The sequence below is a fragment of the Candidatus Ishikawaella capsulata Mpkobe genome, assembly GCF_000828515.1.
GTDB lineage: Bacteria > Pseudomonadota > Gammaproteobacteria > Enterobacterales > Enterobacteriaceae > Ishikawella > Ishikawella capsulata.
Genome location: NZ_AP010872.1, coordinates 408701 through 430932, shown reverse-complemented (window position 1 = coordinate 430932; position 22232 = coordinate 408701). Strand labels below are relative to the sequence as shown.

19 protein-coding genes and 1 pseudogene are annotated in these 22232 nt (G+C 29.3%); 12 read left to right on the top strand and 8 right to left on the bottom strand.

Annotated elements, in window-relative coordinates; genetic code table 11:
- Positions 1-104: 104 nt before the first annotated feature.
- The 10 genes from rluC (at position 105) to ICMP_RS01815 (ending at position 8370) form a co-directional block, all read left to right on the top strand.
- Positions 105-1058: a 23S rRNA pseudouridine(955/2504/2580) synthase RluC gene (gene rluC, locus ICMP_RS01860; RefSeq protein WP_041069348.1), complete on the top strand. Its 954-nt coding sequence runs from the start codon at positions 105-107 to the stop codon at positions 1056-1058.
- A gap of 145 nt (positions 1059-1203) precedes the next feature.
- Complete coding sequence (gene rpmF / locus ICMP_RS01855) at positions 1204-1374, top strand: 50S ribosomal protein L32 (protein ID WP_041069345.1); 171 nt, start codon at positions 1204-1206, stop codon at positions 1372-1374.
- 911 nt (positions 1375-2285) lie between these two features.
- Entirely contained in the window at positions 2286-3218 is a 933-nt protein-coding gene (gene fabD / locus ICMP_RS01850; RefSeq protein WP_041069343.1) for an ACP S-malonyltransferase, read from the top strand.
- Between the two features lie 10 nt (positions 3219-3228).
- A complete protein-coding gene (gene fabG, locus ICMP_RS01845; protein ID WP_041069339.1) occupies positions 3229-3960 on the top strand; it encodes a 3-oxoacyl-ACP reductase FabG in 732 nt (243 codons plus the stop codon).
- Positions 3961-4088: 128 nt separating this feature from the next.
- Complete coding sequence (acpP, locus tag ICMP_RS01840) at positions 4089-4331, top strand: acyl carrier protein (protein ID WP_041070106.1); 243 nt, start codon at positions 4089-4091, stop codon at positions 4329-4331.
- 200 nt (positions 4332-4531) lie between these two features.
- Positions 4532-5335, top strand: a complete 804-nt coding sequence (gene pabC / locus ICMP_RS01835; RefSeq protein ID WP_041069335.1) for an aminodeoxychorismate lyase — start codon at positions 4532-4534, stop codon at positions 5333-5335.
- A gap of 175 nt (positions 5336-5510) precedes the next feature.
- A complete protein-coding gene (gene tmk, locus ICMP_RS01830; RefSeq protein ID WP_041069331.1) occupies positions 5511-6146 on the top strand; it encodes a dTMP kinase in 636 nt (211 codons plus the stop codon).
- Positions 6143-7138 carry a DNA polymerase III subunit delta' C-terminal domain-containing protein gene (locus ICMP_RS01825; protein WP_041069329.1) on the top strand — a complete coding sequence of 332 codons (996 nt, stop codon included), beginning with the start codon at positions 6143-6145 and terminating at the stop codon, positions 7136-7138. The genes tmk and ICMP_RS01825 overlap by 4 nt, the downstream gene beginning before the upstream one ends.
- 18 nt (positions 7139-7156) lie before the next feature.
- On the top strand, positions 7157-7939 hold the full coding sequence (locus tag ICMP_RS01820) for a YchF/TatD family DNA exonuclease (RefSeq protein ID WP_041069326.1): 783 nt from the start codon (positions 7157-7159) through the stop codon (positions 7937-7939).
- 65 nt (positions 7940-8004) lie between these two features.
- Positions 8005-8370, top strand: coding sequence for an HIT domain-containing protein (locus tag ICMP_RS01815; protein WP_041069322.1), 366 nt, complete (start codon positions 8005-8007; stop codon positions 8368-8370).
- Positions 8371-8388: 18 nt separating this feature from the next.
- On the opposite strand, the gene mfd is transcribed toward ICMP_RS01815, so the two are convergent.
- The 7 genes from mfd to mnmA form a co-directional block, all read right to left on the bottom strand.
- Positions 8389-11805: a transcription-repair coupling factor gene (mfd, locus tag ICMP_RS01810; RefSeq protein ID WP_041069319.1), complete on the bottom strand. Its 3417-nt coding sequence runs from the start codon at positions 11803-11805 to the stop codon at positions 8389-8391.
- Between the two features lie 272 nt (positions 11806-12077).
- Positions 12078-13121 carry an extracellular solute-binding protein gene (locus ICMP_RS01805; RefSeq protein ID WP_041069316.1) on the bottom strand — a complete coding sequence of 348 codons (1044 nt, stop codon included), beginning with the start codon at positions 13119-13121 and terminating at the stop codon, positions 12078-12080.
- 9 nt (positions 13122-13130) lie between these two features.
- Positions 13131-13910, bottom strand: a complete 780-nt coding sequence (gene potC, locus ICMP_RS01800) for a spermidine/putrescine ABC transporter permease PotC (protein ID WP_041069312.1) — start codon at positions 13908-13910, stop codon at positions 13131-13133.
- Between the two features lie 4 nt (positions 13911-13914).
- Complete coding sequence (potB, locus tag ICMP_RS01795) at positions 13915-14781, bottom strand: spermidine/putrescine ABC transporter permease PotB (protein WP_041069308.1); 867 nt, start codon at positions 14779-14781, stop codon at positions 13915-13917.
- Positions 14765-15880 (bottom strand): spermidine/putrescine ABC transporter ATP-binding protein PotA, encoded by a 1116-nt coding sequence (gene potA, locus ICMP_RS01790; RefSeq protein ID WP_041069306.1) that lies wholly within the window; start codon positions 15878-15880, stop codon positions 14765-14767. Before potA ends, potB begins: the two co-directional genes overlap by 17 nt.
- Before the next feature lie 127 nt (positions 15881-16007).
- Positions 16008-17399, bottom strand: a complete 1392-nt coding sequence (gene purB, locus ICMP_RS01785; protein ID WP_041069304.1) for an adenylosuccinate lyase — start codon at positions 17397-17399, stop codon at positions 16008-16010.
- Positions 17400-17483: 84 nt separating this feature from the next.
- Entirely contained in the window at positions 17484-18572 is a 1089-nt protein-coding gene (gene mnmA / locus ICMP_RS01780) for a tRNA 2-thiouridine(34) synthase MnmA (protein ID WP_041069302.1), read from the bottom strand.
- A gap of 152 nt (positions 18573-18724) precedes the next feature.
- Here mnmA and icd point away from each other — a divergent pair.
- A pseudogene (icd, locus tag ICMP_RS01775) lies at positions 18725-19900 on the top strand (NADP-dependent isocitrate dehydrogenase); the annotation flags it as partial.
- Positions 19901-19907: 7 nt separating this feature from the next.
- Here icd and sbcB read toward each other — a convergent pair.
- Complete coding sequence (gene sbcB, locus ICMP_RS01770) at positions 19908-21329, bottom strand: exodeoxyribonuclease I (RefSeq protein ID WP_041070103.1); 1422 nt, start codon at positions 21327-21329, stop codon at positions 19908-19910.
- Between the two features lie 252 nt (positions 21330-21581).
- Between sbcB and ICMP_RS01765 the strand changes: the two genes are divergently transcribed.
- A complete protein-coding gene (locus ICMP_RS01765) occupies positions 21582-22058 on the top strand; it encodes an Hsp20 family protein (protein ID WP_041069295.1) in 477 nt (158 codons plus the stop codon).
- Positions 22059-22232: the final 174 nt, after the last annotated feature.

Below are 22232 nucleotides of genomic sequence, written 5' to 3'. Positions count from 1 at the left end.
TTACAAATCACTAACATTATGTGACTACTATTATTTATATAGTAATAAAATTTTGAGTGTTTTACCAACGGCATTATTTGAATAATATTTATTAAATAAACGCTATGAAGGCAAAGATATTAAAAGTACAGCATTTAGTAATCTCAGAACATTATATTGGACAACGTCTGGATAATTTCTTATTCTCCTACTTAAAAGGGGTTCCTAAAAGCAAGATATATCGCATATTACGTACCGGACAGATAAGAGTAAATAAAAAAAGAACTAAATACAAATATAAACTTATTGAAGGTGATACATTGCGTATTCCACCTCTGCACATATTAGAAACTAAAAAAATATTTCTATCTCCTAATAGAAAGGAAATTTCTATTCTCGAAAAAGCTATCTTATTTGAAGATAATCATATTTTAATTTTGAATAAACCTTCCGGTATAGCTGTTCATGGGGGTAGTGGTTTAAGTTTTGGAGTGATTGAAGGGCTGCGTTTATTGAGACCAAATTCTCATTTAGAATTAGTACATCGCCTCGATCGTGACACTTCAGGTCTATTATTACTAGCTCAGAAAAGATCTGCTCTTCGTTCTCTTCACGAACAACTTAGAACAAAAGAGGTTAGGAAAGAATATTTAGCGTTAGTACAGGGTAAGTGGCCACCTAATTGTAAAATAGCAACATTGCCTATATTGAAGAAATATTCTAATAATCAGGATAATATTGTATGTATTGATATTCATGGCAAAGCTTCAGAAACACATTTCAGTGTAGAGGAATATTTCAATGATGCTACTTTATTAAAAGTACGCCCAATTACGGGCAGAACTCATCAGATACGTATTCATACTTCTTATCTCGGACATCCAATTGCTTTTGATAATAGGTATGGTTTGTCAAATTTTGATAAAAAAATTATAAAAACTGGTCTAAATCGTATGTTTTTACATGCTCATTTTATGAAATTTAAACATCCACATAGTGGACAATTATTGAAATTTCATGCTCCACTAGATAAAAATTTGCAAAATTGTCTCATTAATTTACGTAATCAAAATTCATAAAATTATGAGATAAATTAAAATATTAAACCTAATTTACATACGTATGTATTTAAACAAAATTACTTATATGCTACAATTGAGTGCTACTATTCACTCTAGTGAATACAGAAAGAATGTTATAAATATTTCATAGGAGAATAGGTACATGGCTGTTCAAAAAAATAAAACTACTCGTTCCAAGCGAGGAATGCGTCGTTCACATGATGCACTAACTATTTCAAAAATATCGGTAGATAAGGTTTCAGGGGAAATACATATACGTCATCATCTTACTAAAAAAGGATATTATCGTGGACAGAAAATACTTTCAAAATAATTATATTGTATTAATATAACGATTTCATATTTTTATAGACATATTCAATATGTTATTGATTTTTAAAAAATTTGTTCGATGCATTGAATACTTTTATCATGCATGTAATTACTTTATGTGTTCATGCATGCAGTGTGATAAATGAATATCTTCAAATACTAAATTTGATGAAATTGTTACTTCACTTAGTTTCCAGCTAGGGACTTTTGAAACATTACTGATATATATTTTATGATAATTTGAGATAATACCCATATAAGCTTAGTGGCTACATAACGTAAATATATAACTTACTGTTATATTCTATAATAGTAAAATATTACAGGTTTGATAAAATATATAGTATTTTCCAAAAATGCTAATGATGTTTTCAGGATTGTATTTGTATAAGTTCCTGAATGATAAGGATATACCCTCTCGTCGCATTAAACTGCAATAAGTATCAATTCGATATTTTTAAAACAGCTACTATATATTGCTATATGTTTGTCATGCTATTAGCATAATTATGGTTAAAATTTGCTTTAGTTATATATTGTTAATCCATTTTAATCGTTTATGATATAAATTTGTTTATTTTTCTAGACTAGATAAGTAATATTACCTTTAAAATCCACCGCATATATTTCATCCATTTGCATATTAATAGCCAATAAAACATTTTATTTATAGTAAAAGCAAATTCATAAATATAAATCATCTGATAGCCAGATCTTTAAAAGATCTGGCTTATATTATGTAAGAAATTTTAATAAAAAAATAATTCTGCTATCATAGTAATTAGCTAATTTCAGGTATTAACTATTGCTAAAATAATACGTTATATTATCAGGACCATATTGATTCTAGTACTTTTCAATGTTTTTATATAGATATAACATTATTTATCTTTGATTACTAGGAATTTAAATATGGTTAATTTTGCTTTTGTTTTTCCCGGACAAGGATCCCAATCATTAGGTATGTTAGCAGAATTAGCTAGGATTTTTTCTATAGTGAAGACAACTTTTGGAGAAGCTTCTAAAGTAATAGGATATGATTTATGGCATCTAGTACAGAATGGTCCGTTAGAAGAATTAAATAAAACATATAAAACTCAACCAGCATTGCTTACCTCATCTATAGCTATTTATCGTGTTTGGAAACAACAATGTTATCGCGAACCATCTATATTAGCGGGTCATAGTTTAGGAGAATACTCAGCACTAGTATGCGCAAATGTAATAAATTTCTCTGATGCTCTTAAATTAGTAGCCTTACGTGGTTATTTAATGCAACAGGAGGTGCCGGAAGGAATCGGTAAAATGCAGGTCATCATTGGCTTAGATAAAGAATCTGTTTCTCGTATATGTAGAGAAAACTCCAAAGAAAAAGTAGTATCTCCTGTCAGTTTTAATTCTTCAAAGCAAATTGTAATAGGAGGTCATCGTGAAGAAGTTGAACGTGTTAGTATGGCGTGTCTCAAGGCCGGTGCTAAAAGGATTTTAACTTTACCCATTAGTGTTCCTTCACACTGTATATTAATGAAACCAATAGCTAATAAATTAGCTAAAATCCTGGAACAAGTTCATTTTAAATTACCTACGATACCAGTAGTCAATAATGTGGATGCTATTGTTGAAACTTCAGGACATGCTATTCGTAGCGCTCTTATCCGTCAATTATATAACCCTATCCGGTGGGTAGAAACTATAGAATTTATAACTTCTCAAGGGATTTATACATTATTTGAAATTGGCCCAGGAAAAGTTCTGACTAACCTAAATAAATCTTTAACAAATAAAGTTACAGCAATTTCAGTAAATGATTTACTTTCTCTAGAAACAGCTGTAAATAAAATATAGGAGATACAAGTTGAGTTTAATGGGAAAGATAGCTTTAGTTACTGGAGCAAGTCGCGGCATTGGGAAAGCTATCGTTAATACTCTTGCTGCGCGTAGGGCGAAAGTGATTGGAACTGCAACTACTGAAATTAGAGCGAAAGCAATTAATAATTTGTATGACAATGTTCAAGGAGTAGTTTTGAATATGAATGATCCAAATTCTATCATAAGGACGATTAATAACATTCGTAATAGATTTGGAGAGATAGATATATTGGTTAATAATGCTGGTATTATTCGAGATAACTTATTAATACACATGAAAGAAGATGATTGGCAGGATGTTCTAGAAATTAATCTATCATCGGTTTTTCGAATTTCTAAAGCTGTAGTACGTTCTATGATAAAAAAACGAAATGGGCGAATTATTAATATTAGTTCAGTTATTGGAATAATAGGTAATACAGGTCAAACAAATTATACGGCATCGAAAGCTGGTGTCATTGGATTTAGCAAAGCCTTAGCACATGAAATAGCTTCTTGTGGTATTACCGTAAATGTGGTCGCTCCAGGTTTTATTAAAACCGATATGACAAAAAGCTTACGCAAAACTCAACAAGATAATATTTTAGCACGCATTCCAATAGGTAGATTTGGTAATACACAAGAAGTTGCCAATGCAGTAGCATTTTTAGCTTCTGATGAAGCCGCATACATTACTGGTGAAACATTACATGTTAATGGTGGTATGTGTATGGTATAAAAGGATTTTTAATTAAAAATGTCAAATTTAACAGAAATATAGTTTCAATATTTTACAATTCTGTTACAATTTTTTATATTTTACGAAAAAAAATTGCACCAGAGAATTTTTATAGGAAAATAAATAGTATGAGCGATATCGAAAAACTAGTCAAGAAAATTATTGCTGAACAATTAGGACTAAAAGAAGACGAAGTAACTACATCTGCGTCTTTAGTTGAAGATTTAGGCGCTGATTCTCTCGATACCGTGGAACTTGTAATGGCTCTGGAAGAAGAATTTGATACTGAAATTCCAGATGAAGAAGCTGAGAAAATAACTACTGTTCAGGCAGCTATTGATTATATTGAGAGTCATAATAAATCTGAGTAAATATCATTCAGGCGGTTTTTATCCGCCTGATCTTTCTAAAAAATTCTTTAATTAATTGTAAAAGACCTTCTCAACACATTATTTTTAAATTTATATCATACAAATATTATATCGATATATTGAATATTTACCTTAGCTATATTTAAGATATTTTATATAAATAAAGGTTATTAAAAATAATATAAGGCAAAAAATAAATTATGTGGATTGAGAATAAAAAAATACAGTGGATAAATATTCGTGATCGAGCTGTTCAATTTGGAGATGGCTGCTTTACTACAGCGGCGGTAATTAATGGTAATGTACGACAAATCACGGCTCATTTAACAAGATTAAAGCAAGCGTGTAATCGTTTAATCATTAAATTCTCAGATTGGCAAAAATTAGAAACTGAAATGAAATTAACCGCTGCATATCATAATAAAGCGGTTCTTAAAGTAATTATTAGTCGTGGTATTGGAGCATATGGTTATAGTCCTAGTAAATGTAATGAAACCACATGCATACTTTCATTATTACCTTTTCCTTCGTATACTAATTTACGAGATCAAGGAGTAAAACTTGTATTAAGTCCTGTAAAATTAGCACGTAATCCTCTTTTAGCTGGCATTAAGCATCTTAATCGTTTAGAACAAGTTATGATTAGTTCATATATTGATCTGCATGATGATGCAGATGAAGCTTTAGTACTGGATACTCAAGGTAAAGTAATAGAATGTTGCACAGCTAATATATTTTGGAGAACAGGGAACGATATTTTTACTACATGTTTAGCAAATGCTGGAGTAGATGGTACAATGCGTCGTTTTTTACTTAATGAGATGGAGCATCTAGGTAAGATTTGTAAAATAGTTAGCGTGGAAATAGAGTCTCTTATATCAGCAGATGAGATAATTATATGTAATGCACTTATGCCAATATTGCCAGTAATAAAATTAGAAGATAGAATATATGATTCTAGAGAATTATTTAATTTATTAGTAGATATATGCAAAAAAGCATAATTTTTATAGTTTATGAACAAATAATTAAGTAATTTATTAATATAAAATAAATACACATAATATACTTTATATACAAATATATTTATAGAGAACTATCTGTTAACAAAAAACCAAATGTATTACAATATATTCTTTTATAAAAGAAGAGTATATCCTTTATCAGGAAGTAATAATAATGAATAAGGGTAAGTTTATTGTTGTTGAAGGCATAGAAGGAGCCGGAAAGAGTACTATATGTAATGTAATTGTAGATATACTATCTGAAAAAAAAATAAAATCTATTATAACCCGTGAACCTGGAGGAACGCCATTAGCAGAACAGCTCAGAAAATTAATAAAACAAGGAGTTGAAGGCGATAAATTAATACCTAAAGCAGAATTGCTGATGATTTATGCGGCTAGGATTCAGCTATTGGATACAGTAATACAACCAACCTTAGCAAAAGGTATATGGGTAGTCGGGGACAGACATAATCTTTCATCATATGTTTATCAAGGAGCAGGTCGTCAGATTGAACTAAATCTGATAAAAACTCTGAGTCATCAAATAATAGGTGATTTTAAACCTGATTTAACTATTTATCTTGACGTAACACCAGAGATAGGCATAACTAGAGTATGCAAAAGAGGTAGTTTAGATTTAATTGAACAAGAATCTCTATGTTTTTTTAAACGTGTACGTGAACTATATTTACATATAGTAGCAAATGATAATTCAATGCGTCTAATAGATGCTACACAACCTTTACAGCAGGTAATTACATTATTAAGAATAACATTAATTAATTGGTTAAGCGGACAAATAATATGAATGTCTGTTATCCCTGGTTAAAGTCTGTATATTACCAAATTATTAAACAATATCAGTACGGTTATAATCATAATGCCCTATTGATTAAAGTTATGCCAGGAATTGGAGAAAATGTGCTAATTTGGAATATTAGTTGTTGGTTAATGTGTCAAAAACCAAAATATTTTGAAAATTGTGGAAATTGTTACAGTTGTCAATTAATGTGTGCTAATACACATCCTGATTGGCATTCTTTGAAAATAGAAAAATCTAAACCATTAGATATAGAAAAAGTAAGAAATCTTATTGAAAAAATTAATACCTATCCTATCCAACTAGGAATTAAAATAGTTTATTTGCCAAATATTGGATATTGGAGTGAAGCGGCAGTTTGCACATTACTAAAAACAATCGAAGATTCTCCAACCAACACGTATTTTTTCTTAACTCACACTGAACAACGATTCTCCTCTCTGATACTCCAGAGTCGTTGTATAAAGATATATATTCCTCCTCCAAATGAGAAAGAGAGTCATGATTGGTTAACTACTAGAATTCCCCAAAAAAATCAGGAGTTAATTATAATAGCTTTACGCCTAACAGGTGGTTCTCCTCTTTTAGCTCTATCATTATTAAATGATAAAAAATATTGGCAGACAAGAAAAATTCTGTTTGATACAATGTATAATGCATTACAAAAAGATATTTTATTATTATTACCAATATTAAATAATGAACAAATACTTCAGCGTATTAATGTAATAATATCTTTATTATTAGATGCAATAAAATACCATTATAAAGCAACTAAAAATTTTGTGAATAGTGATCAAATAAATATTATCAATTTAATCACAAAACATTTTTCTGCTAATTGTTTACTAGAAAGCGCGTCTCTATGGATGAAAACCTATCATAGGTTAATTCAAGTACCTACAGTAAATCGTGAATTATTGATTGTTGATCAATTATTAACTTGGGAAAGAATTTTACATAATAACCTTATAGAATAAATAATTAAAGAGGCAATTATGTTTATAGTAGATTCTCATTGTCACCTTGATATTCTAGATTATAAAAAAATACATAATAATTTAGATAATGTAATAAATAAAGCAGCTGCTAATAATGTTAAGTTTCTACTCGCAATTTCTACTAATGCAGATAGTTTTTCTAAACTTAAAAAGTTAATAGGTAGTCATCCGAATATTGCACTTTCATATGGTGTGCATCCATTAAGTAAAGAACTTACTTATAGTATAGAAGAATTAAGTAAATTAGCCTCTGAAGATTGCGTAATCGCTATTGGTGAAACCGGATTAGATTATTATTATCCACCACAAACAATGAAAATACAACAACAAGTTTCATTCCTTAAGCATATACGTGTCGGTCGTCAATTAAACAAACCAATCATTATACATGCTCGTAATTCACACAATGACGTATTAAATATACTCAAAGAAGAAAAAATAGAAGAGTGTGGTGGTGTTATTCATTGCTTTACAGAAGATTGCAATATGGCTACTAAATTTTTGGATATGGGTTTGTATATTTCTTTCTCTGGCATTGTAACATTTAGTACTGCATATAAATTAAAGGATGCAGTACGTTATGTGCCTATAGATCGTATGCTAATTGAAACTGATTCTCCCTATTTAGCGCCAGTACCATATCGGGGGAAGGAAAATCAACCTGCTTATGCTCGTAATATTCTTGAATACATAGCAAAACTGAAAGATATTGATGTAGAAACATTAGCAGAATATACCACAAGTAATTTTTCTCAGCTTTTTAATGTATCAGTTATCTAAATATAGGGTAGACATTTAATGTATTGTTTATGTATAATTAATCTTATTTAAAAGTAATATTTTTGATGAAAACAAAAAATATTTTTAATGATATTATTTCTGGTAAAATACCAGCTGACATTGTTTATCAAGATGATTTACTAACGGCTTTTAGGGATATAAAACCTAAGGCCCCTATTCATATACTTATTGTACCTAATGAATTAATACCTACTTGTAATGAAGTCACTGAAAATAATGAAAAACTATTAGGTCACATATTTACTGTAGCAGCTAAAATAGCACGGCAGGAAGGTATTGATAAAAAAGGCTATAGACTAATTATGAATTGCAATGATCATGCGGGACAAGAAATTTATCATATTCATATGCATTTACTAGGCGGTTGTCCGCTTGGACCAATGCTTGATTTAACGAATAAAAAAGCCTAAAATGCTCTTTGCATTTTATTATTGTAATATGTTTAGGAATGTTTTTATCCATTTAATCAGCAAAGTTGGATCAATAAAGTTTTTCATAAAATTAAGTTTTGTTGAACTTTCCCATTTCCACTTATGTGGCTCTTTACTCATAAAATTAATTAAGCTATCTAAATTAATTTTATTATTTGGAAAAAATTCAAAGTAAATACCATGTTTACTAGCTTTTATTCGTTTCACACCTATTGATAATGCTTGTATTTGTATAGCAGAAACTGCTAAAAAATTAGAAGTTTCTATTGGTAATTCTCCAAATCTTTCAATAATTTCATTTGTAATGATATGCAGATCTGCTATATTATTTATAAGGTTTATGCGTCTATACATGAGTAAACGATTATTAACATCAGCAATAAATTTATCGGGGATAAAAGCAGGTATACATAGTTCTATTTCAGGTTTCTTACTCTTTAGATATTCTAATGAAGGTTGATAACCTGCTTTTATAGCTTTAACAGCATTTTCTAATAATTCAAGATATAGAGAAAACCCTATATTTTTTATTTGTCCACTCTGATTTTTACCTAAAATATCACCAGCTCCACGGATTTCTAAATCGTGAGATGCTACAGCAAAACCGCATCCTAATGTTTCTAAAGATGAAATAGCATCAAGACGTTTTTGTGCATCTCCGTTCATCATTTTGGGATTTGGAGTTAATAACCAAGCATATGCTTGGTGAGATGATCGACCTACTCGACCACGTAGTTGATATAATTGTGATAACCCAAAGTTATCCGCGCGTTCAATAATAATAGTATTTACATTAGGAATATCTATTCCTGTTTCAATAATACTAGTACATAACAATAAATTAAAACGTTGATGATGAAAATCATGCATTACTCTTTCAAGATCACGCTCAGGCATCTGTCCATGACTAATTGCTATACGCACTTCTGGGACTAATTTTGTTAAAGTTTGAAATACTTTTGTTATATTTTTTACATTGTTATAAACATAATAAATCTGTCCACCCCGCATAATTTCTCGTAAAATAGCTTCTCTAATTAATATACTATTATACTCACGTACAAAGGTTTTTACTGATAAGCGATTATCTGGAGGAGTAGCTATAATTGAAATATCTCGAATACCATTTATTGCCATATTTAAAGTACGCGGAATAGGTGTAGCAGTCAATGTTAGTATATCTACATTTGAGTACATAGTTTTAATGTATTCTTTATGATGTACACCAAAACGTTGTTCTTCATCTATAATTAATAAGCCTAAATTATGCCATTTAATATTTCTCATTAATAATTTATGTGTACCTATAATAATATCAATTTTTCCTTCATTTAATTGTTTAACTAATTCATTTTGCTCTGTACTCATAATAAAACGGGATAACATTTCAATACGAATAGGCCAGTTAAAAAAACGATTACGGAAAGTTTCAAAATGTTGTTGAGCTAACAGAGTAGTTGGAACTAAAACTGCTACCTGTTTCTTATTGATACAAGCCAGGAAAGCCGCACGCATTGCTACTTCAGTTTTTCCAAAACCTACATCTCCACATAATACCCTATCCATTGATCTTGCTTTACACATATCATTTATTATTTCATTTGAAGCTTTCGCTTGATCAGGTGTATCCTCAAATAAAAAATCTTCACAAAATTTTTCATATTTTTTATGGTTGTATGTAAAAGCAAATCCTTTTTTCGCTAAACGTTGCGAGTAAATATCTAGTAGTTCTACCGCAAAATCTTGCACTTTTTCTATAGCTTTTTCACGTGTTTTTATCCACACATCACTTCCTAAGTTATGTAAAGGAAAATTTTGATGGTTTTTCCCCCTATAAGAAGTAATTAAGTGCAAGGAAGAAATGGGTACATATAATTTGTCATTATTAGCATATGTAACTATTAAATATTCTGATGTAATACCTCCTACTTCTAAGGTTATCAAACCCATATATCTACCGATACCATGTTCTAAGTGAACAATTAGTTGTCCAGGAGAAAGTTCTGATAAATTATCAATTAGTGTTGTAGTATTAATACTATTGTACTTAATAACTCTATTACCAAATAAATCATTCTCACAAATAAGAGCAAATTGTCTTTTTTGATTTATGCAACCATATTCATTAGCAGTAATAATCAAGTATTTACCAGATACTTTAGCTTCTTTTAGATTATGTAAAATTTTTGGAAATAAATTAATTTTTGCTAAAGTTTTCTGAATTTTTTTTATTCTTGTGACACTGGAAATTGAAAAAAATACCATTCCGGGAAAATTTTTTATAAATTTCTCTAATATAGATAGTGAACTTTCTTCTTGAATTTTAATATTTATATTCGGTAACGATACATAACTCAAATTTGTAGTTTTGGGTTTATTATAAAGTTGCTTTTCATTCAGGAAAATGCATGGAAATTTTTTTATTTCCTTAAAAATATCATTAGGATGTAACCATAGTTTTATAGGCTCAACAACTGGTTTAGTTATATCAACAATGCTATTTTCATAACGTTCTTTAATATTGTGCCAAAAATTAAAAGCTGGTTTTTGTATATTTTCGCACATAATAACTAGTGTATTGCGGGGTAGATAGCTAAAAATACTAGATAATGGCTTATCGAAAAATAGTGGTTGTAAGTATTCAATTCCATCTGGTAATATACCTTTACTCAGCATATCATGTATTTCTGGGTATTTTTTAGTGTTATTAAATAGTATTTTATATTGCTTCCTAAATATTTCAATAGCTACCTTATCTAAGGGAAATTCATGTGTTGGTAGTATATAAATGGTATTTATTGCTTTTTGTATACGTTGACTGTTAATATCAAATGTATTTATATATTGGCATATGCTATGAGAGAAATTAATTCGATAAGGATCATAACTTCCCATAGGAAAAATATCAATTATACTATTTTTTACTGTATATTCTCCTGGAGATGCAACTTGATCAACATGATTATACCCTAATGTATTTAATCTCTGATACAAATCAGAAAAGCTTAAAATTTGCCCAATTTTTATTATTAATGTAGAAGTATGTAAAAAATAATCCGGACAAACACGTTGCATTAAAGTACTAATGGGTAATATTATCATTCCCTGATTCATTTTAGGTAAATTAAAAAGCATACCTAAGCGACGAGATACAATATGCCTATTTGGAGAAAAAATATCATAAGGGAGAGTTTCCCAATCCAAAAAATTGAAAACTGGATATTTTGTTAAATAGGATATTTCATGCTCTAAGCGTAAAGCCATTTGCCTGTCAGGTGTAATCATCAAAATCGTGCTTAGATGATGTTCAATAATATTTGTACATTCTATTGAAATTGCTTGATTAAGCATTTGTCCTAGATAACAACAATCGCCAGCCGAACTTGGAAGCACATAGTCTATCTGTTTAATCATAAAATTTAAATATTACCTCCATAAACAGTTATTAGATATTATTACTAATAGTAAAACCAAAATATTACTATCATGCTACAAGCATGATAGTAATTGATTGTAAAGTTAAATCTGTCTCTGCTATGCAGCAGAATTATTTATATGCCATCATTTATTGAATTACAGTATTAATAATACTTGTAAAATAGGAGATTACTCTCCTATTAGGGCATATTATTAAATAAGATTTATTTTTGTAGTAATATATCCTGCGTCAATTTTGAATTGATTTATCACATTTCTGTTTTGAGTTTTTGGAACAATGTTTCATATTGTACACTTGCATCTCCTACATCATCTTGCCATTCTGCTTTTTTTATTACTTCTTCCGATGGGTAAAGATATGGATTTGATGAGATATTTTTAGGTAATAATTTTTTAGCTTCTAAGTTAGGAGAGGTATAACCTGTACTTTGTGCTACTTGAGCAGCTATATCAGGACGTAGTAAAAAATTAATTAACTTTAAACTACCAGAAATGTTTTTTGCATTATTAGGAATAGCTAAATTATCCATCCATAATATTGCACCTTCTTTAGGCCATATTAGTTGTAAAGGTAATCCTGATTGCTGTGCTACATAAGCTGAACCGTTCCATATCATACCTACATTAACTTCACGTTCTATATAAGGATTACCTGGATTATCAGCATTAAATGCTAATACATTAGGAATAAGTTTTTTTAGTTCATTATAAGCTGCTTTAATTTGCTCTGAATCACGAGTATTACCCGAAAATCCTAGTTTTTTTAAAGCTATTTGGAATACTTCACGTGCATCATCTATTAACAATAAGCTTTTCTTATATTTAGCGCTCCATAAATCTGCCCAACTCGATATATCACTCGCATTCATAGCCTTATTATTAATAGCAATGGTAGTAACACCCCATATATAAGGTATAGAATAGAGATTATTAGGATCAAAAGACTTATTTAAGAGCCGATTATCTAGATATTTAAAATTACTCAATTGAGATTTATCAATTTTTATTAACATTCCTTCTTTTCGCATTTTACTTATAAAATAAGTTGAAGGTACAATTAAATCATATGAATTATTTTTCAAAGTTTTTAGTTTAGCATACATACTTTCATTAGATTCATAAGTAGAATATATTACTTTAATGCCAGTCTCTTTGGTAAATTGTTCAAGCAATCCTGGAGGAACATATTCTGTCCAATTATAAAAATAGATAACTTTCTCATTATTTGCGCTAGTGGATTGAATGCTGATGATAAATATCATCGAAAATAAAAAATAAAACCACTTTTTCATCTTGTTACCTTAATTTTCCAACTGATTCATGTTCAATAACAATTGACTAATAACTACTAGTAATAATGAAATTATCATAAAAATAGCAGCTATTGCATTAATTTCTGGTGAAAGACCTATCTTTATCATTGAATAAATTTTCAATGGTAAAATTTCAAATGTGGGGCTAGTTACAAAAGAGGATATTACAACATCATCCAAAGATAATGTAAAACTCATCAGATATCCTGCTAATATAGCTGGCATAGCTAATGGCAAAATAATTTTAGACAAAATCGTCGTTTCTTTAGCACCTAGATCTTTCGCTGCTTCTAATATGAAATTATCAAATCCTGCTAAACGAGAATAAACCGTAATAACTACAAAAGGAAGACAAAATGTAATATGAGACAATAGTAAAGAACAAAAACCAAAAGGTATTTTTAACAATATAAAAAGTACGAGTAACGAAATTGCCATCAATATATCTGGTGACATCATTATGACAAATAACATACCACGTATAAATGATTTACCTTTAAAATGATAACGATAAAGAGCAACAGCAGTTAATGATCCTATAATTGTAGCAAAGGTCGAAGAAATCATTCCCATAAGTAGAGAATGTTCAGCTGCTTGGATTAAACTATTATTATGCATTAATAATGTATACCAATACAGGCTGAATCCTTTCCACATTATACCGAAACGAGAAGTGTTAAAAGAATTAGCTATTAAGATAACAAGAGGAACATACAAGCAAAAATACACTATTGCCATAAATATGTGACGTAACCACTTTACGATCATTTATCTATTTTACCTTGTTTGAGTAGATATGAATACGGGATATAGTATACCAATAACATAGTAACATGAAACCCATCAGCAAAGTTATTATAATACTAGTTGCTGATCCCAATGGCCAATCACGTATATTTAAAAATTGGTTTTTAATCACATTACCAATTAACAAATTTTTTGCACCTCCCATCAAGTCCGATACAAAAAACATTCCCATTGCCGGTACAAATACTAGCAAACAACCAGCAACTATGCCAGGCATAGTCAAGGGAATAATAATATGTAAAAATCTCTGTATTTTACTAGCTCCAAGATCTCGAGAGGCTTCTAAATAAATTTTATTTAACTTTTCTAAACTAGAGTAAATTGGTAGTACCATGAAAGGAAATAGAATATAAATTAGTCCAATTATTACTGCTTGTTGTGTATATATAATATGTAACGGGTTAGTAATTACACCTAGCCAAACTAAAAATCTATTTAACAATCCACCAGCACTAAGCAAATTTTTTAAGCTATATATACGAATTAGAGAACTTGTCCAAAAAGGCAATATTAATAATATTAGCATCATTGAGCGAAGCTGCTGCTTGGAGATTCCTGTTATACTCCAAGCAAATGGATACCCTATTATTAGACAAAATATAGTAGCATTAAATGCCATATATAATGAGTGCATTATTACCTTAGCATATAGTGGATTTAATAATTGTGAATAATTATTAAAAGTAAAAACTGGACTAATTAGATGATCATTACTTCTGGTAAGAAAACTAGTAATAAAAACCATTAAGTTAGGCAATAAAACAAATATAGTCATCCAACTAACAATTAATGCTATTACAATTTTTTGAAATAAATTATGCATTAACCTCATAAGGTAATATTACCTCCCAGCTTTCTATCCATTTTACTATTACTTTCTGATTTAAAGAATAATCAAAATCAGGATCATCCTCATTAAAAAATTCACTTACTTTAACTATTTTACCATTCTCTAGCTCAATTGTTGATTCTAACATCATACCCTTATAATTACGTTCACGTATAAAACCAACTAATTCATTAACATAATTTAAATTGTCAAGTTCTTCAATATATAAATCTTCCGGGCGTAATAAAATATGAATTTTTTCTCCCAGATTAACAGGAAATGGACAAAAAACATCATAATTGCGTCCTTCGAGACATACATGAACCTGATTAGTATTTTTCTTTTCTAATACTATAGCATCAAAAATATTTATTTCCCCAATAAAACTGGCGACAAATACATTAATAGGTTCTTCATAAATTTCTCGTGGTGTTCCATCTTGCTCAATTTGACCCTCTCGTAAAACTACTATACGATCTGACATCGCAAGAGCTTCTTCTTGATCATGGGTAACAAATACAAAAGTAATTCCTAATTTTCGTTGTAATTCTTTGAGTTCATTTTGCATTTGTTTCCGAAGTTTATAATCAAGAGCGGAAAGTGGTTCATCTAACAATAATACTTTAGGTTTATTAATAACTGCTCTAGCTATAGCTACACGCTGTTGTTGACCTCCAGATAATTGATGCGGTTTACGATCGACATAACTCTCCAGTTGAACCATAGCTAATATTTCTTTAACACGTTGTATAATTTCTAATTTAGGAACTTTTTGCATGCGCAAACCAAACGCAACATTATTAAAAACAGACATATGTGGAAAAAGTGCATAACTCTGGAAAACCGTATTAACATGGCGATATTCCGCTGGAGTCTCAGTAATATCATTACCATCTAATGTAATTTGTCCAGTGTCTGCTTTTTCTAGACCTGCAATTAAACGCAATATAGTGGTTTTACCGCATCCGGATGGACCTAATAATGTAATAAATTCTCCATTATTGATAGTTAAATCAAAATTTTTAATAATATATTTATCATCAAAAATTTTACACACATTAGATAGTGTAACTAGAGAATTTGATTGAAATACTTGCTTCATTTTCTTTACTCAACGTCATTTTTATGATTATTTATAGCTGAAAATTTCATTATTAGTTATTTTTAACGAGATTAGGTAGTCTTTTATACTTCTCGCTCTTTTATAAAAGATAAATATTTTTCTTAAATTATAAAAAATCTTTAGGACTATTTTGTAAATCATCTACCATTTGAATAGCAGCACCTATATAGTTATCCGGAGTCATTTTATTTAGACGTACTTTTTCTTCTTCTGGCAATTCTAAATTATCTATAAAATCTCGAATAATATTAGCATCTACATGTTTACCACGAGTGAGCTGTTTTAATTTTTCATAAGATTTAGGGATTCCGTATCGCCGCATTACAGTTTGTATAGGTTCTGCCAATACTTCCCAATTATCATCTAGTTCTTTTAGTAAATGTTTTTGATTGACCTCTAACTTAGAAATACCTTTTATAACACTTTGATAAGCTATAACTGAATAAGCAATACTTACACCTAAATTACGAAGAACAGTAGAGTCGGTTAAATCTCTCTGCCACCTAGAAACAGGTAGTTTATTACAAAAATGCTGGTTAATAGCATTTGCTAAACCTAAGTTACCCTCAGAATTCTCAAAGTCAATCGGATTAACTTTGTGTGGCATAATAGAAGAACCCACTTCATATCTATTTATTTTTTGTGTAAAATGATTAAGGGCTATATGTCCCCAAATATTACGATTAAAATCTATTAGTATAGTATTAAAAAGTGATATGCAATTAAATAACTCAGCTATATAATCATGAGGTTCTATTTGAGTAGTATAAGGATTCCAATGTATTCCTAATGATGTAACAAAAGATTCACTTAAACTGTGCCAATTGATATTAGGATAAGCGGATAAATGAGCATTATAATTTCCTACAGTTCCATTAAATTTTCCTAGTATTTTAATATCTTGTAATATTTGGATTTGTCTGTTCAGACGATATGCTACATTAGCCATTTCTTTACCTATAGTAGAAGGGGTAGCCGGCTGACCATGAGTTCTGGAAAGTAATGGAATACTACGATTTGTTATAGCAATATTTTTTATAGCATTTATTATCTCTTTCCAGTATGGCAATATTACTGTATTACGTGCAATTTTTAACATTAAACCATATGCAAGATTATTAATATCTTCCGAAGTACAAGCGAAATGAATAAATTCTGAAATAGTATTTAGTTTAGGTATATCTGCAAATTTAGCTTTTAAAAAATACTCTATAGCCTTAACATCGTGATTAGTAGTAAGCTCAATATTTTTAATATATTCTGCATCTGCTTCATTAAAATTCAATAAAATATTTTCCAGAATGGTATTCTGCTGAGTATCAAATTTTGATAATTCATTAATATCAGATGTATCAGAAAGTTTTTGTAACCATCTAATTTCCACTTCTACTCGAAATTTTATTAAACCAAATTCACTAAAAATTTCACGCAATGAATCAACTTTTTTACTGTACCTACCATCAATAGGAGATATAGCCTTTAAGGAAGATAACTTCATTATTTGACCTCTGAAAAGCAAAGATTTAATTTGATATAAATATATCGCTGTTATATATCCTTATATAAAAATACTCATATCATTTTATGGAATGCGATTTTTAATTATACCACCACCTATACATATTTCACCAACATAAAATACTGCTGATTGTCCAGGAGTTACAGCCCTTATAGGTTCATTAAAATATACTGCTATAGTATCTTCATTTATAGGACTAATCTTACATAAAGTATCTGTTTCCTGATATCTAGTTTTTAAGGAACAGTAAATATCTTTTGTAAGACGTCTACCATCTATCCAATGAATCTTATGGGCAATCACCCCATTTGACATTAAATGCGAATCATTAGAATCTTGTGTCACAATTAAACGATTATAGATTACATCTTTATCTACTACATACCATGGATTACTGTTGGGATTATTTTTTATTCCTCCGATACATAATCCTCTTCTTTGTCCTATAGTATAATACATAATTCCTTCATGTTGGCCAATTATTTTACCATCAATAGTTTCAATGACGCCGGGATTTATAGGGATATATCTTTTTAAAAATTCTCGAAATTTTCTTTTACCTATAAAACACATACCTACAGAATCCTTTTTATTTGCTATAGGTAGATCTAATGCTACTGCTATATTTCTTACTTCTGATTTTTTTTTATCACCAAGAGGAAACAGAATTTTTTCTAACTGTTTATGAGTTAGAGTATATAAAAAATAGCTCTGATCTTTTTTATTATCTATGCCTCTTAAAAGATATTTTTTACCTTGTTTTGTTTGAATACGTACATAATGACCAGTAGCAATATAATCAGCTTTTAAAATACATTGTGAAAAATTTAAGAAGACTTTAAATTTAATTTCTTTATTACATAGAATATCTGGATTAGGAGTCTGACCATTTTTATATTCATCAAGAAATATCTTAAAAACATATTCCCAATATTCTGCTGAAAAGTTTACTGTTTTTAAATTTATACCTATTTTATCACAAACTAACTGAGCATCGACTAAATCTTTGGCTGAATTACAAAAATCTTTAGTATCATCCTCTTCCCAGTTTTTCATAAATACACCTTCTACTTGATAGCCTTGCTGCTTTAATAACCAAGCAGATACAGAAGAATCTACACCTCCTGACATACCTACAATGACTTTTTTCATCGAAATTATATCTCTATAAATAATAAAACTGTATGTATAATATACATTGTATATATTTTTATGTATATAATATTAACATATATTATAATACTTAATATAGAATTTATATTTTTAACTAAATAATCATATATGTCAGAGAAAAATCAATGGAAAATAATACAATTATTCCTTATATAGAAGGAGATGGTATAGGTAGTGATATATCTCCGGTAATGATAAAAGTAGTAAATGCAGCGGTAAGAAAAGCCTATAATGATCGCAAAAAGATTTGCTGGATAGAAGTGTATGCTGGAGCAAAATCAATTAGCATTTACGGACATAATATATGGCTTCCTCAACAAACTATAGAATTGATAAAAAAATATAAAATAGCTATTAAAGGTCCTTTAACAACTCCAGTAGGAAAAGGAATTCGTTCATTAAATGTAGCCTTACGTCAAAAACTAGACTTATATATTTGTCAGCGTCCTATAAGTTATTATAAAGGTGCACCTAGTCCTATGAAATATCCAGAAAAGGTAAATATGGTAATTTTTCGGGAAAATTCAGAAGACATTTACACAGGAATTGAATGGGCCGCAGGTACACTAGAAGCAAACAAGGTAATTCAATTTTTAATTGAAGATATGCATGTAAAAAAAATTAAATTTACTGAAAAATGTGCTATAGGAATAAAAACTTGTTCAGAATATGCTAGTAAACGTTTGATACGTGCTGCTATTAAATATGCAATTACAAATAAACGTAAGTCTATAACTTTAGTTCATAAAGGTAACATCATGAAATTTACTGAAGGAGGATTCAAAGAATGGGGTTATGAATTAGTAAAAGAAGAGTTTAATGGCAAATTATTAGATCAAGGTCCTTGGATGACAATTAAAACTGCTAATAATGAATATATTATAATTAAAGATATAATAGCAGATGCTTTTTTACAGCAAATTTTATTAAATCCTTCGGACTATGATGTTATTGCTTGTATGAATTTAAATGGGGATTATATATCAGATGCTTTGGCGGCTCAAGTTGGAGGTATTGGCATAGCACCGGGAGCTAATATTGGAAATGAATGTGCGATATTTGAACCTACTCATGGAACTGCACCAAAATATGCTAATCAAGATAAAGTTAATCCCAGTGCCATTATTCTTTCGGCTGAAATGATGTTACGCTATATGGGATGGTATGAAGCTGCAAATTTAATTAAAAAAGGTATAGAATCTGCTATTTTGCATAAAAATGTTACTTATGATTTTGCTCGATTGATGGTAGGTGCTAACTTATTAACATGTTCAGAATTTGGTAATAAAGTTATAAGCTATATGTAATATATAGTTATTTATCTGGATGTAATTTACATAAATAAGCGTAAAGTTCTTTTAAGAGAAAAATTTTGTTTATGTTGTTTTTATTTTTTACAGTTAATTTTCGCAATTCACATAAGAAATCATGTATATATTTAGGGTGAAATATCTTTTTTTTATGTTGAAACCAAAGTTTTTTTTCTTTATTGCTGAGGGTTTTAGGAAAATTGCGTGCTCGATAGCGAAATAGTAATTTGTCCAGGCGCTTATCATTAAACTGTATATTAAGCAATCGTAAATTAATAGGTTCCGTTTTATGAATAATTTTCATATTGACTTGATCAAAATTATTAAAAAATCCTTTGTACAGTTGGGTATCAACATTATTAGATAATATTTTTGGTTTAAATTGCGAATGTATTTCTAGAATTTTGTTTCTTATATTAGGTGATTTACGTAATAGTAAAAGATTATCAATGCATTGTTGACGATCAATATTTAGTCTTATAGTATCTTCTATACGTAAAGTATTAGCCGGAGCTAATATCGGGCATTTATTTAAGTTAATTACTTGAGTAGGTATTATTTCATTAAATAATGATGATTTATATATGTTTTTACGCAAGGTTTTAATATCAATATCAAGTAGTACAGATACATCTTTAGTAAGATCAATGATTATTAGATAGTTAAAATTATGTGGATGCCAACATATAGGTGCCACCAAACTGGTATTCCTTTGTAGGGTACTAATAGTATTAGAAACATAAACTAAAGGCTGCATATGTGGAAGATCAATAAGCATCCGTAACTGTTGTTTTTGACGATGATTAAAGAGAAAATCAAATAAATTAGGCTGCTTTTTTTTCACTAGTTTAGCTAACTCTACAGTAGCATGGACATCTGATATAGCATCATGTGCTTTGTTGTGAGTAATACCATTAGCTTTTGTTAGGTGTTCTAACCTAAAGCTAGGTAATCCATTCTCTCTTTTAGGCCAAATAATACCATTAGGCCGTAAAGCATAGCAAGTACGCATTACATTTAATAAATCCCAACGAGAATTATTGTTTTTCCAAGTCCAGGCATAAGGATCATAAAAATTACGATAAAAAATATTACGAGTCATTTCATCATCAAAATGTATATTATTATAACCAATAATACAGGTATTAGATTTAGTTAGAATACTATGTATGCGTTTAGCAAATTCTACTTCTGGTACACCCTGATTTTGTACTATTTGAGGAGTTATCCCCGTTACCATTACCGCTTCTGGTTGTGGCAGGTAGTCATCAGCTAATTTACAAAAAAACTTTTGTGGTTTTTCTATTATATTAAAATTTATGTCAGTTCGTAAACTAGCAAATTGTGCCGGTCTATCTAGAGAAGTATTTTTACCAAAAGTTTCATAATCATAAAATAGAAAATTTGTTTGTGTTATTTTTTGCAAAAAATTTATAGTTCTCACATCTTCAATGTGTATAATTTTTATTAAAGACTATCCATATTTTCTGGATAGTTGTTTAACATAAAACTTGTTTAGTTAAAATTAATAATTCCTTTTTAAAGGATTTACTTATTGGATAATAATATTTTTAGGTAATTTAAAAAATATAAATTATACTTGAAAAAGTATTTAAAGACCTTATATTGATAACCTGATCAGGTATTTTTAAACTAAAAATTAGTTCAGGAGGTTATTATGGCATTCAGATCATTATCACTTTATCCTGTGTTTAATAATGATGCACTGTTTTCTGATCGTTTTAATAGAATAGATCGTTTATTTAGTCAACTGACTGGTGATCAACCAGTTACTGGAACTCCAGAGTATGATATCCGTCGTATTGATGAACAAAATTATACTTTAACGATTAGTGTTCCAGGTTGGAAAGAAAAGGAATTAGGCATTGAAACTGTAGGGGGTCAACTTAATATTAATGGTAAAAAAGAACATCAAAATCAGAGCAAGGAAGATGGATGGTTATATCGTGGTATTAATCGGGGCGATTTTGATTTAAAATTTTCTCTTCCCGAAAATATGAAGGTAACAGGAGCAAAATTAGAGGAAGGTTTATTGCATGTCTTACTTTGTCAGGAGATTCCTGAACATGCAAAACCCAAAAGAATTAATATTGGTGATGGTAAAAATTCATCAGTTATTGAGCATCGTAAATAAATTGATAATTAAAATTATCACCATCATGTAGTCTTCTACTTTTATTTTGATAAGGTTACTAATATTTTAGCATGCATAAAATGTTTTTTAGCAGTTAATAAACATTATATTATTCATCCATTTCATATGGTAATTTATAAAAAGAATACCTGTGGCATTTAGTTGATATTATAT

What these genes read in the sequence shown, in the direction of transcription:
- purB (WP_041069304.1), bottom strand. Translation starts at nt 17,399, where the DNA reads ATGAAGTTATCTTCCTTAAAGGCTATATCTCCTATTGATGGTAGGTAC.
- mfd (WP_041069319.1), bottom strand. Translation starts at nt 11,805, where the DNA reads ATGATTAAACAGATAGACTATGTGCTTCCAAGTTCGGCTGGCGATTGT.
- ICMP_RS01820 (WP_041069326.1), top strand. Translation starts at nt 7,157, where the DNA reads ATGTTTATAGTAGATTCTCATTGTCACCTTGATATTCTAGATTATAAA.
- tmk (WP_041069331.1), top strand. Translation starts at nt 5,511, where the DNA reads ATGAATAAGGGTAAGTTTATTGTTGTTGAAGGCATAGAAGGAGCCGGA.
- potC (WP_041069312.1), bottom strand. Translation starts at nt 13,910, where the DNA reads ATGATCGTAAAGTGGTTACGTCACATATTTATGGCAATAGTGTATTTT.
- ICMP_RS01815 (WP_041069322.1), top strand. Translation starts at nt 8,005, where the DNA reads ATGAAAACAAAAAATATTTTTAATGATATTATTTCTGGTAAAATACCA.
- rpmF (WP_041069345.1), top strand. Translation starts at nt 1,204, where the DNA reads ATGGCTGTTCAAAAAAATAAAACTACTCGTTCCAAGCGAGGAATGCGT.
- mnmA (WP_041069302.1), bottom strand. Translation starts at nt 18,572, where the DNA reads ATGAAAAAAGTCATTGTAGGTATGTCAGGAGGTGTAGATTCTTCTGTA.
- ICMP_RS01765 (WP_041069295.1), top strand. Translation starts at nt 21,582, where the DNA reads ATGGCATTCAGATCATTATCACTTTATCCTGTGTTTAATAATGATGCA.
- ICMP_RS01825 (WP_041069329.1), top strand. Translation starts at nt 6,143, where the DNA reads ATGAATGTCTGTTATCCCTGGTTAAAGTCTGTATATTACCAAATTATT.
- pabC (WP_041069335.1), top strand. Translation starts at nt 4,532, where the DNA reads ATGTGGATTGAGAATAAAAAAATACAGTGGATAAATATTCGTGATCGA.
- rluC (WP_041069348.1), top strand. Translation starts at nt 105, where the DNA reads ATGAAGGCAAAGATATTAAAAGTACAGCATTTAGTAATCTCAGAACAT.
- ICMP_RS01805 (WP_041069316.1), bottom strand. Translation starts at nt 13,121, where the DNA reads ATGAAAAAGTGGTTTTATTTTTTATTTTCGATGATATTTATCATCAGC.
- fabD (WP_041069343.1), top strand. Translation starts at nt 2,286, where the DNA reads ATGGTTAATTTTGCTTTTGTTTTTCCCGGACAAGGATCCCAATCATTA.
- potA (WP_041069306.1), bottom strand. Translation starts at nt 15,880, where the DNA reads ATGAAGCAAGTATTTCAATCAAATTCTCTAGTTACACTATCTAATGTG.
- potB (WP_041069308.1), bottom strand. Translation starts at nt 14,781, where the DNA reads ATGAGGTTAATGCATAATTTATTTCAAAAAATTGTAATAGCATTAATT.
- acpP (WP_041070106.1), top strand. Translation starts at nt 4,089, where the DNA reads ATGAGCGATATCGAAAAACTAGTCAAGAAAATTATTGCTGAACAATTA.